Source organism: Fructilactobacillus sp. X8R2C1 (assembly GCF_059900955.1).
In genome coordinates this window covers 127,507-142,831 of sequence record NZ_JBWXVI010000001.1, presented here as the reverse complement: position 1 = coordinate 142,831, position 15,325 = coordinate 127,507, and the positions used below count along the sequence as shown (strand labels likewise).

Below are 15,325 nucleotides of genomic sequence, written 5' to 3'. Positions count from 1 at the left end.
TCAGGTATTTTCAAAACACTTATAGAAAGCAAATGTAAGGGCTGACAAAATTATTAAAACTGGTATACTTAGTTAACGGAGATTAAGTCGCAAAGGAGCCTCACTACTTTTAGTAGTGGGGCTCCTTTTGTGTTTAAATGATCACCCATTCCATTGATTAATTGAAATCTTTTCTAGTGATGATGGAATTGTATAAGAGTTTTTGTTCTTATTAATTTTACTACTATCAACATTTTGAATGCTATCACCAACGGACAAAATTAATGGAGTTTTGTCATCTTGGACTTTCCAGACATTTCCATCACTCATTGTTATGCTTTTATGAGGGTTAATCTTAGTTTTACTCCAATTATCGTTATCGTTATCAATTGATTCAGTGATGTTGTTAGCATTATCATCGCTGGAATTCATCAGGGAATTAAAATCAAGTGCTTGACTTGAATCAGCAGGTTTTTTTGAATCGTTTAGTGACTGATATACATTAATTTGATTATCTTCTAAAATCTGGTTTGGTGATAATGGTTGGTTTGAGTTATTAGTAATTTTATACATAAAAATAACTCCAGTTTTTCCATCAGTAGTGTCCCCAGTTGCTTCTTTAATTACTTGTACGACACCCTTAGGAGTGACGATTTTATCCCCATCAAAATGAATCAAATTATTATTTTTGCTTTTTAGAGATGGTCGCGTTTGTGTTTTTATTGATTTCTTTACTAATATGTTGGTTTACGTTATTTGAGGCATGATCATCAGATCCTGTCTGTGCTTTAGACACTAAAAAGAATGCGATGATAGATATAATAATTGCTACATATTCCCACCAAACTTTATACCAGACTTTTCTTAATGGGGTTTGTGTAGGCTTAACAATTTTTTGCATGAAAGCAAATACTGCTGAAATGATTAAAAGAACTACAGAAACAATTGAGAGAAGTGGTGTAACGAAATAAATTGCATTTCCAATAATTCCTAGTATTGGGGAGACAATTGAATTACCCCAGCGACGATTTTGCTGTAATTGGACGATATGTAGAATTAGTCCTATTACTGCAAAAAGATTAAGTATAACTGCAGTAGTTCCAAGAGATTGTGTACCACCAAATGCATCTGCGAAAGAACTGCCAATTATTAGGAACATTGCACAAAATAGTACAATTGCATTTATAATATCGTCAATTCCTATCCAAACGTTTAATTTTAGTTTCATAAAGAAACCTCCTATAAAGAATTTAAGTATTCAGCTTTTATAGTCATCAGTATTTGGACTTTTGTACATATTATTCTAATTATTCTAATTTGTAACATGTATAATATGTTAACATTTCGTTAAGATTATTAAAAGAAGCTTTAAAACTAAGCACAAACATTAAAAAGGTTTGTTTCCTCAAATGGTGGTAAACTTTTATTGAATCAACTTTAGGAGGGAATTTTATGAGTGAAAGTGTAGTAATTTTTGGAGTTGGAAAAGGATTTGGCTTTTCAATTGCCAAAAAGTTTGGTGAAGCTGGCAAGACACCGATTATGGTGGCCAGAGATGCTGCTCAGTTAAAGCAGTTTGTTAAAGATTTGAATCAAGAAGGGATTAAAGCTGATTTTATTGCTGCTGATGTTACCGATCCAGCTCAGGTAACCAACGTGTTTAGTAAGATTAAAATGGCATACGGGATTCCTCAAACCATGGTTTATAACGTGGGTGATAAGACTTTAGATACACCATTCTCATTACCATTAGACCAGATTAAGAAAATGTACAATACCAACGTTTTTGGTGCCATTACGACAACTCGCCAATTTGTTGGCCTTTCAGACGATCAAAAGGAAAACCGGAACATTCTGATTACTGGTGGTGGAGCTGCCTTTCATCCTACCAAGGGGAATGTCACTTTGGCAGCCACTAAAGCAGCCTTAAGTGATTACGCCTTTTCACTTCATGATGCGGTTCAAGATGATAATATTTACGTCGGTTTGATTACCATTCAAGGACTATCCGGTAGTAGTGAAGAAATGCAGCCTGACAACGTTGCCAAGGTATACGTAAAGGCTGCTCAAGATCGCTCTGAAAAAGAAATTAAATATCCCGAGAAGCCGTCAGATTTTTAAGAAAGAAGATTAAAAATGGCTGATAAAGAAAGAAGTGCGCTTTTAATTATTGATTACACCAATGACTTTGTTGATGATCAGGGATCTTTGACCGCCGGGAAGCCAGCTCAAGATCTCGACCAGTCAATTAGCGACTTGGCTGAAAAATTCAAAAATGATGGTCAATTTGTTATTTTTCCCACTGATGTTCATAAAAAGGATGATCCATATAGTCCTGAAACAAAGTTGTATCCAACTCACAACGTACGGGGAACTTGGGGTCGTCAGTTGTATGGAAACGTCGGAAAGTGGTTTGATAAGAACCAAAAGTTAGATAACGTTTGGCAAATGGATAAGACTAGATACAGTGCGTTTGCTGGCACCGATCTGGATCTTAGATTGAGAGAACGAAACGTTAAAACTCTCCATCTGGTGGGTGTCTGCACCGACATTTGTGTCTTGCACACCGCAATTGCTGGATATAACCTTGCTTATAACTTGGTTATTCATAAAAGTGGGGTGGCAACCTTTTCTGATTTGGGTCAGAAGTTTGCGATGAATCATTTCAAGACCGTCTTGGGTGCTAAAGTAGTCGATTAGGATTGTCATGCCAAATTTTAAAGCATATAATGAGTTTAATTGAATAGCTGTATGAGGGGGTGCCAAGTGGCTGAGACTATACCCATTGAACTTGAACTGGTTAATACCTGCGAAAGGAATCGTGCGATCTTTAATTAAGAATATAATTGAAGGCTCCTCATCAATGATGAGGAGCCTTTTTGTGTAGGAGATGTGAGTAGTTGATGACAAATAAATTTACCGATGAATTGATAAGTAATGCGACAACAATAATGAATCAAATCATGAATTGTGATTATGTTAGGGGAATTAAAAGCGGTAAAGTACCAGAAGAGGCGCTAATTAACTACGTTCAACAAGATGAAATGTATTTAGACGGTTACGTTAAACAGTTTCAACAAATTCAGACTGAAACAAGTGATGTGAATTTGAAAAGATTTTTGGCAGGTTGCGTTGCCGGGATTAAAAACGAAAGCACACCGCACGAGGTCATGTTAAAAATTGCAAAAGTGACTGATGATGAGCTTCAAGATACCCGCATGTTCAACGTTACCAAGGATTACGTTGAAAGTATGCGTGAAGCCGTGAGCACTAAGTCCATTCTAGTTGGATTGAGCGTGCTCGCACCGTGTATTTGGACTTACTATGTAGTTGCTACTGAACTAAATAAAACCAACCTTATTAATAATCCATTTAGTGACTGGATCAAATTCTACGCTGATGCAGATGAGGTAAAACAAATTTTTGCTTTTATTGATCTCCAGGCAGAAATTCATCCAAACGAAAGGGCCACCGCAAATCAAGTTTTTCAGAATAGTTGTCATTATGAATTGGATTTTTGGAACAAAATGTATAACGCTTAGAACTTTTTAGGAGGGAACTATGAGTAGTGAAATAAATCAATATCCAGAAGCACTAACAATTGCTGGGACTGATTCTGGTGGTGGAGCAGGGATGGAAGCTGATATTAAAACGATGCAGGCCTGTCAGGTGTTTAGCACCAACGTGGTAGTGGGAGTGACGGCACAAAACACCATTGGTGTTCAGGATACGTATCCACTTCCGAAAAAAATTATTGATGAGCAGTTTGCTTCCGTTTGTGATGATTTTGATATTAAAGCAACTAAGACCGGAGCTTTGTTTGACGAAGAACACGTTCATTTAGTGGCAGATAACATTAAAAAGTACAAGTTAGGTCAAATTGTTGTTGACCCTGTTATGGTAGCCAAGGGAGGGTCAGTGCTACTTGAAGCCGGCGCCATTAAAACCTTGATTAACGAACTGATCCCATTGGCCGATTTAGTAACACCAAACTTACCTGAAGCGGAAAAAATTACGAATCAGTCCATTACTTCCGGTGAAGCAATCAAAAGGGCAGCACGAAAAATTCAAATTGCTGGTGCCAAAAACGTCATGATTAAAGGCGGACATGGTACCGATAAGATCGTAAAGGACTGTGTTCTTTTAAAGGATGGATCTGATTTTTGGTTGACCGCCGAACGGGTGAATACGGTTCGGACTCATGGCACGGGAGACACGCTTTCTTCAGCAATTGTCGCGGCTTTAGCGCGTGGTGAAAGTATGGAAACTGCCATTCGCTTTGGGAAAGATTATCTGGATAAGATTATCAGAGAACCGTTGATTATTGGTCATGGACACGGGCCCCTAAATCACGGAATGTGGGAGTAATAAATATGCAATTTAATAAAAAAATGCTGCAAATATACCTGGTGGCGGGTACCCAAAATTTTGCTGGTTCTGAAACTGAATTTTTGGATCACATTGACCAAGCTTTAGATGCTGGTGTTACAGCTTTTCAGTACCGTGAAAAGGGTCTAGGTTCACTTACGGGTTTGAAAAGGATTGAGATGGGAAAGAAACTTCGTCATTTAACCACTAAACATCATACTCCACTAATTGTGGACGATGACGTGGATTTGGCTAATCAAATTAATGCGGACGGAATTCACGTTGGTCAAAGTGATGAAAGCGTGCAAAAGGTGATTCATGATAATCCAGAAATGATAGTTGGATTGTCGATCAGTACCAAAGAAGAATTAGAGCGTAGTAAACCCCTCACTGGCATCGATTATTTGGGAATTGGACCGATTTTTCCGACTACTAGTAAGGCAGATGCTGAATCACCAATTGGCGTTTCCGGTTTAGTTCAGCTGCAAAGACAGGTCTCTTTACCGGTAGTTGCGATTGGTGGAATTAATGCAAGTAACTGTCAGTCAATTTATCAGGTTTCAAACGCTGGAATTGCGGTAATATCAGCAATTATGGACAGCACTAACGTTGAAAAGACAATTAGCAAACTAGAGAGGAAATGATAGTATGACGTCGATTTTAGAAGAAATTAGAAGGGAAAATCCCGTTGTTTTGGACATTCCTAACATGGTGACCCCACAGAAAGTAGCGGATGCAATTAGTTATGTTGGTGGCTCACCAATTATGTGTGACTCTTCAAATGAGGGTCATGACTTGGTGGCAATTGCTAACAGTTTGGTCCTAAACCTGGGGACGATGAACGATGATAGTATTAAATTAGATATAATTGCTGGTCAAGCAGCTAATAATCGTCGTTTGCCGGTGGTGGTTGATCCAGTTGCTGTGAGTGCCTCAGAATTAAGAACGGAAGTTTTTAAGAAGATTAGTAGTGAAATTAATATTGATGTCTTGCGTGGCAACGTTGGTGAGATTGCCTTTATTGCCGGAATTGACTGGGGCAGTCGTGGAATTGATGCTGCTGATGGTAATGGTGATCGCGTTCAGGTTGCTAAAATGGCGGCCGAACAATTTCATTCCACGGTTGTCATTTCAGGAGTTGACGACGTAATTTCGAATGGAAGGGAAACGTATGTGGTCCACAACGGCAGTCATGAATTAGCAATCAACGTTGGATCTGGAGATGTTTTAGATGGTGTCATTGGCGTGGTTGCCGCTCACCATCAAAGTGTTCATGAAATTGCACTAGGGACGGCTATGGTTGGCATTGCTGGTGAACTGGCGGAGCAAAAATATCCGGATGAGTCGGCGTCATTTGAAGTCGAATTCTTCAATAATTTGTACCGACTGGATGACTATCATCTTTCCGATACAATTAAAATTGAAAAAAGCGATGATTAGAAAAAAGCGACCAATTGTTAACAATTGGTCGCTTTTATTTAGTTTTAAGTTAACGACGACGATGTCTTAAGAACGTAAAGAAGTGAAGCAAGATTGCTAGAAGAACATAGAAAATAACCACAAATGCTACGTAGAAGAGCCAAAATTCTCCGTTAAATTTCAGTCCAAAAACTAATCCTTCAATTAGCATTGTCACTAGTGACATTACTGCAATCATACAAAATAATTCGATATAACGTTTCAAAGTACTATCATCCTTTCGTGGCTTGTTGGCAATCTTTTGTCCCCATCGTTTACACAGTTCAATTTTTTTAGGATTAGGAATTCCCTTACTTCCCCAGGTGTGCGTTCCGATGACCTCTCCAAGTTTGATTAGACCGGCTGCGGTCATGATCTTATCAATGGTCCGAAAGGTTTGATCGGTTATACCGGTAAAGAAATTTTGAAATGAGGAGAGAAAGCAAGTGGTCAGACTAAGGTAGTGTTTGTTTTTAAACTTGCCGGGTAAGGTGTCACCAATACTGTTCATTTTAACCATCCGGTGACGCATGCAATCGAATAGATTTTTGGTAACTCCTGATAAATCAGCAAAATACGTCGGAGATGCAATGATCCAGACGTCCGCTTCTTCCATTTTCTTTTCAATCATGTCAAGCGTTGGATTGGGGTTTTTGAGATTATCTGGTTTAATGTCATAATCTTGCAGAAATAATGTCTCAACCTGCGCGTCCTTTGGAAGACCTGAGATAACTGCGTCAAGGTACTTAGCAGTCAAGCCATCCTTACTTTGTGAGCCTAAAAATGCTAGATAACGCAAATTTATGACCTCCTTTGAAATTAGTTAATTCTTTCTATTTCATGTTATATTTTTGTGAAACTAATATCAATTAAAAAACCCATCATTAATGATGGGTTTTGATTATGTGGTTTTAACGTGTCTCCCAATTGCCTGCTGATGAAAATGATCCGGCTGGATTACTCGGGCAAAAGCGTAAATAAACGGTGCAAACATGTAAGCATTAGTAAGTTGGGTTTCAATGATGCCTTGAACAGCAAGGGCAATTAAAATCACACAAAGGAAATAGTTATCGTCCTGTTTAGCCTTGTAAGCACTAGCAAGAAACAATGCCAGTAGCAACATTAAACCAATGAAACCGGTACTTAATAAGATGAATAGGAACGTGTTATCGACCCACAAGTTTGACCGGGCACCCAACAGAGGCATATTTTGTCCAATTAGCTTTGGCGAATAAAAATATTGAATGACGGTTAACTGTTGTCCGGGACGACCAGAAAGGGCACGATTCAACACGTTGAATAATGGCAGTGATGAACCCCAAGCGACCATGCCGATTCCTACTACGAAAGTCAATGAAACCAGGATCCAGGTGATTTTTGGTAGTAGGTGAGTGATTTTGGGAGCAAAGCTCAAAGCGAATCCGAGTACTAGGATAGCTCCAGCAACCATAAATCCGCGTGAACCAGTCAGGTAGGCAATGATTAAGTAACTAACGAAAATAAAGGCATATACGAAGTACGTCACTATTTTTCGACTGTGTTGTATTAACAAGAGGGCCGAACAGAAAATACTTAAGATGAAACCACTTAAGACGTTTGGATGAGTGAATCCAATTGCATATCTAGTGGATGAGCCTCTTGTAAATGAAATGGCATTTTGTGGTGGAAAGACGTGTAAAATCAAAAAGGCCAAAATTACGACTAGAACAACGAGTTTAGTTGCAAGGTCGATGGTCGCAAACGCATCTTGATTTAGTAAGTCAGCGTTGGCCATGAATAAGAACAATAAAAATAGGGTACTGGTAATCACATTTAAATGAAAAAGATATGACAAGATAAAGATGACTGCCATGATTATGATAATTGTCCACTGTTTAGGGTTATGTCTCCTGGTAAGTAATAGTACGATTTGGATTCCGATGACAATTAACGTGATTACCCCTGCGATTTGCCATTGCAAGAAACTTTTAGCGGAATATACGTTATTAAATTGACTGTTCAAAAGGATTACTGACGACGCCAGAAAAACAACGTAACTTAGCACATACACGAGCTGATATAAATGATTTTTATTGGTTAAAGCCATTAATTAAATTCTCCAATTATTGGGTCATCTTATCGGTGAAGAAGTATTCTGCGATGATCTTAACGATGGATGGGTTCTCGTGAAGCATTGTGTGCTGAGCTTGGGAACTGTTTCCGTGATATACGTAGAGCTTGTAACTTTTGACGTAGCCAGTCACAAGATTCTTCATTGGGATTTCACTTTTCATTGTAACTTCGCCATCCGTTCCAGAATGGTTCATATCGCCAACTAGATTAAGGATCTGAAGGTCTTTTGGTAGGTTTTTTACATCAGGATCGTTTGGAGCATAGTTCGTTGCAAGCGAGATGAACTTTTTAACCTTTGGAACGTTTTTAAGATTGGGATAATGAGCTAGGTAATAGTAAATAATGTTTCCCCCAGACGAATGCCCAATCATGTTAACTGAACGAATGTGGTACTTCTTGTACAGATAGCGCATTATGTTTGGCATTTGGGTTGATTGAAAATAAGGATGATGATTGTCCTGAAAGACAATTTGAACGGTCGGATTATCAGCACCAAACTTATGGAACTGCTTAGTGGTTTTAACGGTACCATCCTTTTTCACATACAGTTGTAAGGTTTTGGTTGCTAGGTGGTAACGATTTAGGGTGTCAACCATGTAACCAGTCGTGATGTTATTTCCACCTAGTCCGGGAATGAACACAGTAGCGGTATCGCTTTGATTAACGTCTAATTTACTGAGAAAACTACCATGGTTATGCCAATAATAATAACCGCCACCGGCGAAGATGGCGATCACGATGACGATAAAGAGGGCAATGAATGATTTGGTGTGTTTTCTTTTTTTGATGTGCATTGCAAACATTCCTTTTAATTATTTTAAATTTGTACACTAACATCTAACATCATATAACAATTAACGTGATTCAGCTAGATGGTTGAAATGAATTGATCTTTAAAAGGCAATAAAAAATAGCCAAGCGCAAGGGCTTAGCTATTTTGTTTAAATAAGTCTTAACTATTTGATTGGGGTATTCTCCATGTTGGTTCTAACAATAATCACATCACAGGCGGCATGTGAGTTAACGTATCCGGCAACTGAACCCTCAAGCATGCGGTACAAGCGACCCTTACCAGTCGCTCCCATCATAATTAGATCGGTTTGATGGTCCTTGGGAAATTCGTAAGTAATTACTTCTCTAGGACTTCCAAACCGAGCATGGATATGAATATCGTCAATGCCAGTTTGGTCCTTGACTTTCTTAACTAAATCCTTTAAATAGTTAAGTTCTTCATTAACGATTTGGGTGATAACACTGCCATCAACAACTCCTAGGCTGTATCCATAATTAGTGGTGTTAATCACGTTTAAGACGTCAATTCGGCCTTTATTTCTTTGTGCTACCGCTGCCGCCTTGTATAAAGCAGCCTCTGCTTCTTTTGATCCATCAACTGGTACTAGAATGTGTTTGTATCCATTTAGCATTATGAAAGCCTCCGTTTTAGTTTTTCACTGGTAAAATTTGTTCGGCACTGGTAAGGACGTGTCCTGCCATTTTTTTCTTTAGTTCATTAAGCCAAAAGCCGTTGGTTAAATCTAGTTTTTGATCCAAGGCGTAAACATGCAACTGATAATCGTGTGGTTTATCGGGAGGAGTAGGACCAATGTAGTGTTGATTTAATTTTGAATCAGTAACGTGTACTAGTCCACCAGCTAAACTATTTTTCCCCAAAGTCATGTTAATTGATTGATCTTGGCTAGCATTTTCTGGTATTTCAGATATATTTGGATCAATGTTAGCAACCACCCAATGAATGTAAGTAAAACCACAAACTGGGATTGAATCGTCGTCCAGTAGGATAACTACTAGTGACTTTGCGTTTTTTGGGACATCAGAGATTTTGATCGGGAATGAAATGATTGGATTACCATCTAACATTTCATCTGGGTCAGCGTGTTTAGTATACTTATCAGGTAAAAATCCATTTTGAAGTGGAGTATTAATTTTCATAATAGTGCCTCCTATACACTTCATTATACCAAATTCATTTGAATATAAAAAAATAAGGAACTATAAATAGTTCCTTATTTAACAAATTGCAAGGTGTAAAAGCCCTGACCATTCCGCTCAATTGTAAAGTTAGAGTAACCAGCTGCTAACCAACTGCTTTGAGTAGCGTGTGCATAGTTTTTAGCGTCTTGAACCGAGTCAAATGATTTTGGTGTAGCAAACATCGAACTAGAATCACTCGTTGAGTTGTTTCCATTGGAATTATTTCCGTTTGATGATTGTGACCCACTTTGATTTGTTGGTGCTTGTTGGTTCCTGTTTACTGACGCTTCCTTGTTGGTCGTGGCTTGTTCCGCCTTATTAAAGTGTTTTGCTTTCTTTTCTGATTGAATAGCTCTGCTACTCTGTTGACTTGTGGATGATCCATTCATCCGATTCCCACTGCCGCTTGTCAGAAAGTGAATTCCAAAGACTAGCAGGATCACAATCACTACTAATCCTAAAACCCATGGCCAAGCCTTAAAGTTTTTCTTTTGGTGCTTTGGACCATTTGCGGCATTAAAGTCATAACGTTCGTATCTCGAATCTGGATCTTGACTATTCATAAGAATCCCTCCATCCATTTCAAGAAAAACAAGATGCATACGCATTATAACAAAATCCTTATGATTTTGCATTAACTTAACTAATGGTTGCCCTGATCATCATCGACCTGTTCATTGACGCTTTTAGCGTTAAGCATGTTACCAGTGCGCTGATAACTAAAGACACCCCAGTAGAAGAACAGTAATGAAACTACAATAATTACGATAAAATCATATGGGTAATGAATCCAGTTTTGACCACCGAATGGTGCGGATCCGATATACGAAAATGCTGACATAAAGATTAAATAGGCGACCATCCAAGCTCCTCCACGGAACTTGGTCAGGGTATTTTTCCAGCCATTTTTGTTTTCGTAGAAGAAGTAAAACGGCAGCCCCAGCATAATAACAAGGATGACTTCAATGGTAGTAGGCCACATTGCCCAATAGATTGCCAAACTAGCAAGAACAAAGGCAAGTGGTGCCATGATTCCAGCAAAACTAATTTTGACTGGACGTTTGAAGTGAGGAGCGTGGAGACGTAATGATCCAAGGGTAACCGGACCAGTTAAGTAGGCAATCAGGGTTGAAGTAGAAATAACACTGGCTAAAACAGCCCAGTTTCTGAACACCGAGACCAAGATGCAACTGACGATCCAGTTTACGATCATTGCAATTCTAGGGGTTCCCCATTTTTGGTTGATCTTACCTAAAAACTTTGGCATATGACCGTTTTCGGTCATTGCTGCTAGTGTCCGACTAGTTGAAGCAACAAATGATACCCCGGTCCCAAAGGGTGAAACGAAGGCGTCTAAATAGAGTAGAATTACTAGCCAGTTCAAGTTCAACATAATGGCTAAATCAGCAAATGGTGAACTGAAATTCAGACCATGCCAACCGTATTTGGCTAAAGTTGACGGGTCAATAACACCAACGAATGTGAACTGTAACATGACGTAAATGATGATACTGATTAAAAGTGAAATAACGATTCCCCGCCAGATGTTTTTCTTAGGATTGGTAATCTCATCACCAACGTTTATAACCGTTTGAAAAGCATTATAAGAGAAGATGATTCCAGATACGGTGGTAGCCGCAAAGATTGGAGCCGTTCCGTATGGTAAAAATCCACCAGTTTGAACGTTGTTAAAGTTTCCGGGATGAAAACCAGAAGCAAGTAGCATAATAATGGTAAGAACTGGAACCACAATTTTAAAAATTGAAGTCAAAGTAGTGAAACGAGTCAGTAAGTTGACTGACCAGTAGTTTAACAGGGTGAACACTAAGATGAAGAGAAAAACGACGAATAACCCTTCGGTAGTAACCGTGCCATTGGCGTAAAACCCGTGAGTCCAGTTGGCCCATGACCAAGGCCATGAACTCATGTATTGAACGGCAGCGACCGCTTCGATTGGAAGCAGCGTTACAAGTGAGACCCAATTGGACCATGATGAGATGAATCCTAGAAGCGGTCCGTGGGTATACTGGGCATACTTACTCATTCCTCCGCTTTCTGGGAACATGGTCCCTAATTCGATGTAGTTAAACGCAATTGCACCAATCACAACGGCACCGATGATCCACGAAATAATGGCAGCTGGACCAGCGGTTTTAGCACCCTCCCAGGCACCGAATAACCATCCTGAACCAATGATTGAGCTTAGTGCCAGCATCGTGACACTGAAAAGGCTCATTTTCGGTTTAGTAACATTTTGATTTGAATTGTCCTTCGAATTTTCTTTTTTCATAAGTATCCTTTCTTTTTGCGTATTCGACGAATATAACAAAAATGATTATGGTTGTAAAATTGAAAAACACTATTTGATGGGGATTTTAGCCGGGTTGTATTCCCTTTCATTCCTATCGTTGATACTCTCTAATTTCAATCAAATTTTTATCTGGATCATTGATAAATAGTGAATTCATTTTACCGTTATGTCCCTGACTTTCGATCGGTCCTGCAACTACTTCAATAAAGTAGTTGGCTAAATGTGACTGGATTGAGTCAAGTGGATCCCTTGCAACCACGCTGAAACTGGTAGAACCAGGAGTTGGATTTTCTGGTTTAACGTTATCTTCCTTGTTTGTGACACAAACGAGTCGTTGGTGACCCAGCTGAAATTCAATTCTAGAATCAGTTTCGATCACAACTGGTAAATCTAAAACCTCATGGTAAAAGCGCATCGATTTCTCGATGTCATTTACCAATAGGGTGATGTGATCAATATCTTTGATTTTCATAGGCACTCCTCTTTTTTAAAAATGTACATACAATTATACCACTCAAATTCACCTGATTGACGTTGATTGCGATTCGGTGTTACGGTATAAGTTATGAAATAATGGAGGGAATTATATAATGGCGTTATTAAGTGTATCTAATCTAAGTATGAGTTTTGCCGACAAAGACCTGTACTCGGATGCTACATTTCAGCTAAATAAAGGTGAGCACATGGGAATTGTGGGCCAAAATGGGGTTGGAAAATCAACTTTGATTAAGATTTTGACCAATAAGCAATTACCCTTATCTGGTGACATCAAATGGCAAAAGGGGACCAAAGTTGGTTACCTAGATCAGTACGTTAATATTCCAAAGGGAATGACACTGATTGATTTTTTGCATACTGCCTTTTCAGACCTCTACAACATGAATCAGCATATGAGCGATTTGTACGTAAAATATGCCGACAATATGGACGAAAAGTTACTTGAACAAGCGGGAAGAATCCAAGAACAACTTGAATCTCGTAATTTTTATGATATTGATACTGAAGTTGAGCAGGTGATTAATGGATTGGGTCTTGACGACATTGGAAGAGATCAAACCATTTCTGAAATGAGCGGGGGACAACGCTCTAAGATTATTTTAGCGAAATTAATTCTGGAGCATCCCGATGTAATTTTGCTTGATGAACCGACTAACTATCTGGATACCGCTCACATTAATTGGTTGGAAGATTATTTAAATAGTTTTGATGGGGCAGCGATGATCATTTCCCATGACTACGACTTTCTAGAAAAAGTAACGAATTGTATCGTGAACGTTGCGTTTGGGAAGGTCACTAAGTACCGTGGTGATTTCAAGTCCGCCATGAGACAAAAAGACGAAAAAGAAATGACCCAGCAGCGGGAGTACGAGAAACAACAAGAAGAGATCTCCAAGGCCAAAACTTTTATTCAAAAAAACAAGGCCGGAAGTCATTCCAATATGGCTAAATCACGGGAAAAGATGTTAAAACGAATGGATGTGATTGAGCCACCTTCAAGTAACATCCAGGCTTCTTTTGACTTTCCGTATGCTGATACTGGATCCCAGAACGCACTAGTGGTTGACCAACTGTCAGTTGGTTACGATCAACCGTTACTTAAGCCAGTTACCTTTTCCGTTAATACTGATCAGAAAGTTGGGCTTCAGGGTTTTAATGGGGTTGGAAAGTCAACCTTAATTAAATCAATCCTCGGACAAATTCCGGCAAAGGGGGGAAAGGCTAACTTTTCTCCATCCGCGAAGGTTAACTATTTCAGTCAAGACTTGATCTGGCCGAATAGTAAGATGACACCCCTGCAAATCATTCAGGATAAGTATCCCAAGTTGACACAGAAGGAGATTCGTTCCCAGCTGGGTCGCTGTGGACTCGACGCTGCTAACGCCATGAAACCAATTGGTGAGCTTTCTGGTGGAGAACAAACTAAGGTCAAATTGGCTTTGATGGAATTTGTAAAAAGCAATTTCTTAATCATGGATGAACCGACTAATCACCTAGACGATGAGACTAAAAATGCTTTAAAACGGGCAATTATTAAATTTCCTGGGAATGCCATCATTGTTAGTCATGAAGCCAGTTTTTATGATGGATTGGTTGACAAGACCATTGATGTTGAAAAATTAAGTTTAAACCAAAAATAAAAAGGCACTTCATTTTGAAGTGTCTTTTCGTTTGCTTATTTTTGGTTGAAAGTTCCATTTTCAACTTGTCTAATGAAGTTGGCCAAATGGTCGTAGTAGACGGGGGCATTATCAATCATGTGGTGATGACCACCGTTTGGGGTTGAAACGAATTGAGCGTTTGGAATCATTTTAGCCATTCGTTTTCCGGTTTCCATTGGCATGGTTTCGTGTTCACCAAAAGTGACCAGTGTTGGAACTTTGATGTCCTTTAAATGATCAGTAAAGTTCCAGTCTTTTAACTTTCCAGTGATGACAAATTCGTTATCACCCTGAAAGGCGTTATAGATCGGTTTGCTCATGGTATCAATGACGTGGGCAATTGCAGGGGGTTGCTTTCGATCCACATATTCACGGTTTAAGAGTTCGACCAGTTCCTGATACTTATCGTTATCGTAATCGTTATTTGCTTCGCATTTTTTCATGTACGCTAATTGTTCGGGGGTGAGCGCTTTTTCTCTAATTTGAGCTAAATGGTCAGTATAGTCCCCGATCCGATCAACCATTGAAGAAATAATGGCACCTTTCAGGTGATCACCATATTTAGCGGCGTACATCTGAACTAAAGCACCACCCCAAGATTGACCAATCAAATAAAATTTATCGATTCCGAGTTTTTGTCTAACCTCTTCAACCTCGTCAAGGAAGTAGTCGTAGGTTAAAACCTTGTTAGCTACCTTCGGATCATCAAAATCGGGAGTGTCGGAGTACCACGAACCTAATTGATCGTACATGTGAACTTGGACGTTTAGTCCTTGTTTTTTCAGTTGTTTCGCAGTGTTTTCCCAGTATTCATGTGTTCCACCCGGGCCACCATGAAGGGCGAGAAGATGAATGTCTCCGGTCCCTTGAGTGTTAGTCCATAGGTGGTAACCATTATCTAATGTAATGATTTTAGTTCCTTGTTTCATAACATTCACCTACCTAA

General features: G+C 39.1%; 18 protein-coding genes and 1 riboswitch. Of the genes, 7 read left to right on the top strand and 11 right to left on the bottom strand.

Features of this window, described 5'->3' with window-relative positions:
- Positions 1 to 141 precede the first annotated feature (141 nt).
- Positions 142 to 657, bottom strand: a complete 516-nt coding sequence (locus tag AC6UD6_RS00760) for a DUF5067 domain-containing protein (RefSeq protein WP_500695278.1) — start codon at positions 655 to 657, stop codon at positions 142 to 144.
- Between the two features lie 4 nt (positions 658 to 661).
- The gene (locus tag AC6UD6_RS00755) at positions 662 to 1,207 is read right to left on the bottom strand and encodes a hypothetical protein (protein WP_500695277.1); all 546 of its coding nucleotides are present in this window, start codon (positions 1,205 to 1,207) and stop codon (positions 662 to 664) included.
- Positions 1,208 to 1,431: 224 nt separating this feature from the next.
- Here AC6UD6_RS00755 and AC6UD6_RS00750 point away from each other — a divergent pair, with 224 nt between their 5' ends.
- The 6 genes from AC6UD6_RS00750 to thiM all read left to right on the top strand — a co-directional run bounded on the left by AC6UD6_RS00750 (position 1,432) and on the right by thiM (position 5,787).
- Positions 1,432 to 2,100, top strand: coding sequence for an SDR family NAD(P)-dependent oxidoreductase (locus AC6UD6_RS00750; RefSeq protein ID WP_500695276.1), 669 nt, complete (start codon positions 1,432 to 1,434; stop codon positions 2,098 to 2,100).
- Between the two features lie 15 nt (positions 2,101 to 2,115).
- Entirely contained in the window at positions 2,116 to 2,679 is a 564-nt protein-coding gene (locus tag AC6UD6_RS00745) for a cysteine hydrolase family protein (RefSeq protein ID WP_500695275.1), read from the top strand.
- 45 nt (positions 2,680 to 2,724) lie between these two features.
- Positions 2,725 to 2,815, top strand: a riboswitch (TPP riboswitch).
- A 67-nt stretch (positions 2,816 to 2,882) separates the two neighbouring features.
- Positions 2,883 to 3,521 carry a TenA family protein gene (locus AC6UD6_RS00740; protein ID WP_500695273.1) on the top strand — a complete coding sequence of 213 codons (639 nt, stop codon included), beginning with the start codon at positions 2,883 to 2,885 and terminating at the stop codon, positions 3,519 to 3,521.
- A 19-nt stretch (positions 3,522 to 3,540) separates the two neighbouring features.
- Entirely contained in the window at positions 3,541 to 4,347 is an 807-nt protein-coding gene (gene thiD / locus AC6UD6_RS00735; RefSeq protein ID WP_500695272.1) for a bifunctional hydroxymethylpyrimidine kinase/phosphomethylpyrimidine kinase, read from the top strand.
- Between the two features lie 5 nt (positions 4,348 to 4,352).
- Complete coding sequence (gene thiE, locus AC6UD6_RS00730) at positions 4,353 to 4,991, top strand: thiamine phosphate synthase (RefSeq protein ID WP_500695271.1); 639 nt, start codon at positions 4,353 to 4,355, stop codon at positions 4,989 to 4,991.
- Positions 4,992 to 4,995: 4 nt separating this feature from the next.
- Positions 4,996 to 5,787 carry a hydroxyethylthiazole kinase gene (thiM, locus tag AC6UD6_RS00725; protein WP_500695270.1) on the top strand — a complete coding sequence of 264 codons (792 nt, stop codon included), beginning with the start codon at positions 4,996 to 4,998 and terminating at the stop codon, positions 5,785 to 5,787.
- A 49-nt stretch (positions 5,788 to 5,836) separates the two neighbouring features.
- Here thiM and AC6UD6_RS00720 read toward each other — a convergent pair whose 3' ends face one another.
- From AC6UD6_RS00720 to AC6UD6_RS00685, 8 genes are all read right to left on the bottom strand, one after another.
- Positions 5,837 to 6,604, bottom strand: a complete 768-nt coding sequence (locus tag AC6UD6_RS00720) for a flavodoxin family protein (RefSeq protein WP_500695268.1) — start codon at positions 6,602 to 6,604, stop codon at positions 5,837 to 5,839.
- Positions 6,605 to 6,706: 102 nt separating this feature from the next.
- Positions 6,707 to 7,891: an O-antigen ligase family protein gene (locus AC6UD6_RS00715; protein ID WP_500695266.1), complete on the bottom strand. Its 1,185-nt coding sequence runs from the start codon at positions 7,889 to 7,891 to the stop codon at positions 6,707 to 6,709.
- A gap of 16 nt (positions 7,892 to 7,907) precedes the next feature.
- Positions 7,908 to 8,711 (bottom strand): alpha/beta fold hydrolase, encoded by an 804-nt coding sequence (locus tag AC6UD6_RS00710; protein ID WP_500695264.1) that lies wholly within the window; start codon positions 8,709 to 8,711, stop codon positions 7,908 to 7,910.
- A 162-nt stretch (positions 8,712 to 8,873) separates the two neighbouring features.
- Positions 8,874 to 9,341, bottom strand: coding sequence for a universal stress protein (locus tag AC6UD6_RS00705; RefSeq protein WP_500693489.1), 468 nt, complete (start codon positions 9,339 to 9,341; stop codon positions 8,874 to 8,876).
- Between the two features lie 16 nt (positions 9,342 to 9,357).
- Positions 9,358 to 9,867, bottom strand: a complete 510-nt coding sequence (locus AC6UD6_RS00700) for a YbhB/YbcL family Raf kinase inhibitor-like protein (protein WP_500695263.1) — start codon at positions 9,865 to 9,867, stop codon at positions 9,358 to 9,360.
- A 74-nt stretch (positions 9,868 to 9,941) separates the two neighbouring features.
- Entirely contained in the window at positions 9,942 to 10,472 is a 531-nt protein-coding gene (locus AC6UD6_RS00695; protein WP_500693491.1) for a hypothetical protein, read from the bottom strand.
- An 80-nt stretch (positions 10,473 to 10,552) separates the two neighbouring features.
- Positions 10,553 to 12,199 carry an APC family permease gene (locus AC6UD6_RS00690; RefSeq protein WP_500695262.1) on the bottom strand — a complete coding sequence of 549 codons (1,647 nt, stop codon included), beginning with the start codon at positions 12,197 to 12,199 and terminating at the stop codon, positions 10,553 to 10,555.
- Between the two features lie 112 nt (positions 12,200 to 12,311).
- Complete coding sequence (locus AC6UD6_RS00685; RefSeq protein ID WP_500693493.1) at positions 12,312 to 12,692, bottom strand: VOC family protein; 381 nt, start codon at positions 12,690 to 12,692, stop codon at positions 12,312 to 12,314.
- Positions 12,693 to 12,810: 118 nt separating this feature from the next.
- On the opposite strand from AC6UD6_RS00685, the gene AC6UD6_RS00680 reads away from it, so the two are divergent.
- Entirely contained in the window at positions 12,811 to 14,358 is a 1,548-nt protein-coding gene (locus tag AC6UD6_RS00680; protein WP_500693494.1) for an ABC-F family ATP-binding cassette domain-containing protein, read from the top strand.
- 35 nt (positions 14,359 to 14,393) lie between these two features.
- Here the strand turns inward: AC6UD6_RS00680 and AC6UD6_RS00675 are convergent, their stop codons facing one another.
- Entirely contained in the window at positions 14,394 to 15,308 is a 915-nt protein-coding gene (locus tag AC6UD6_RS00675; protein WP_500695260.1) for a proline-specific peptidase family protein, read from the bottom strand.
- Positions 15,309 to 15,325 lie beyond the last annotated feature (17 nt).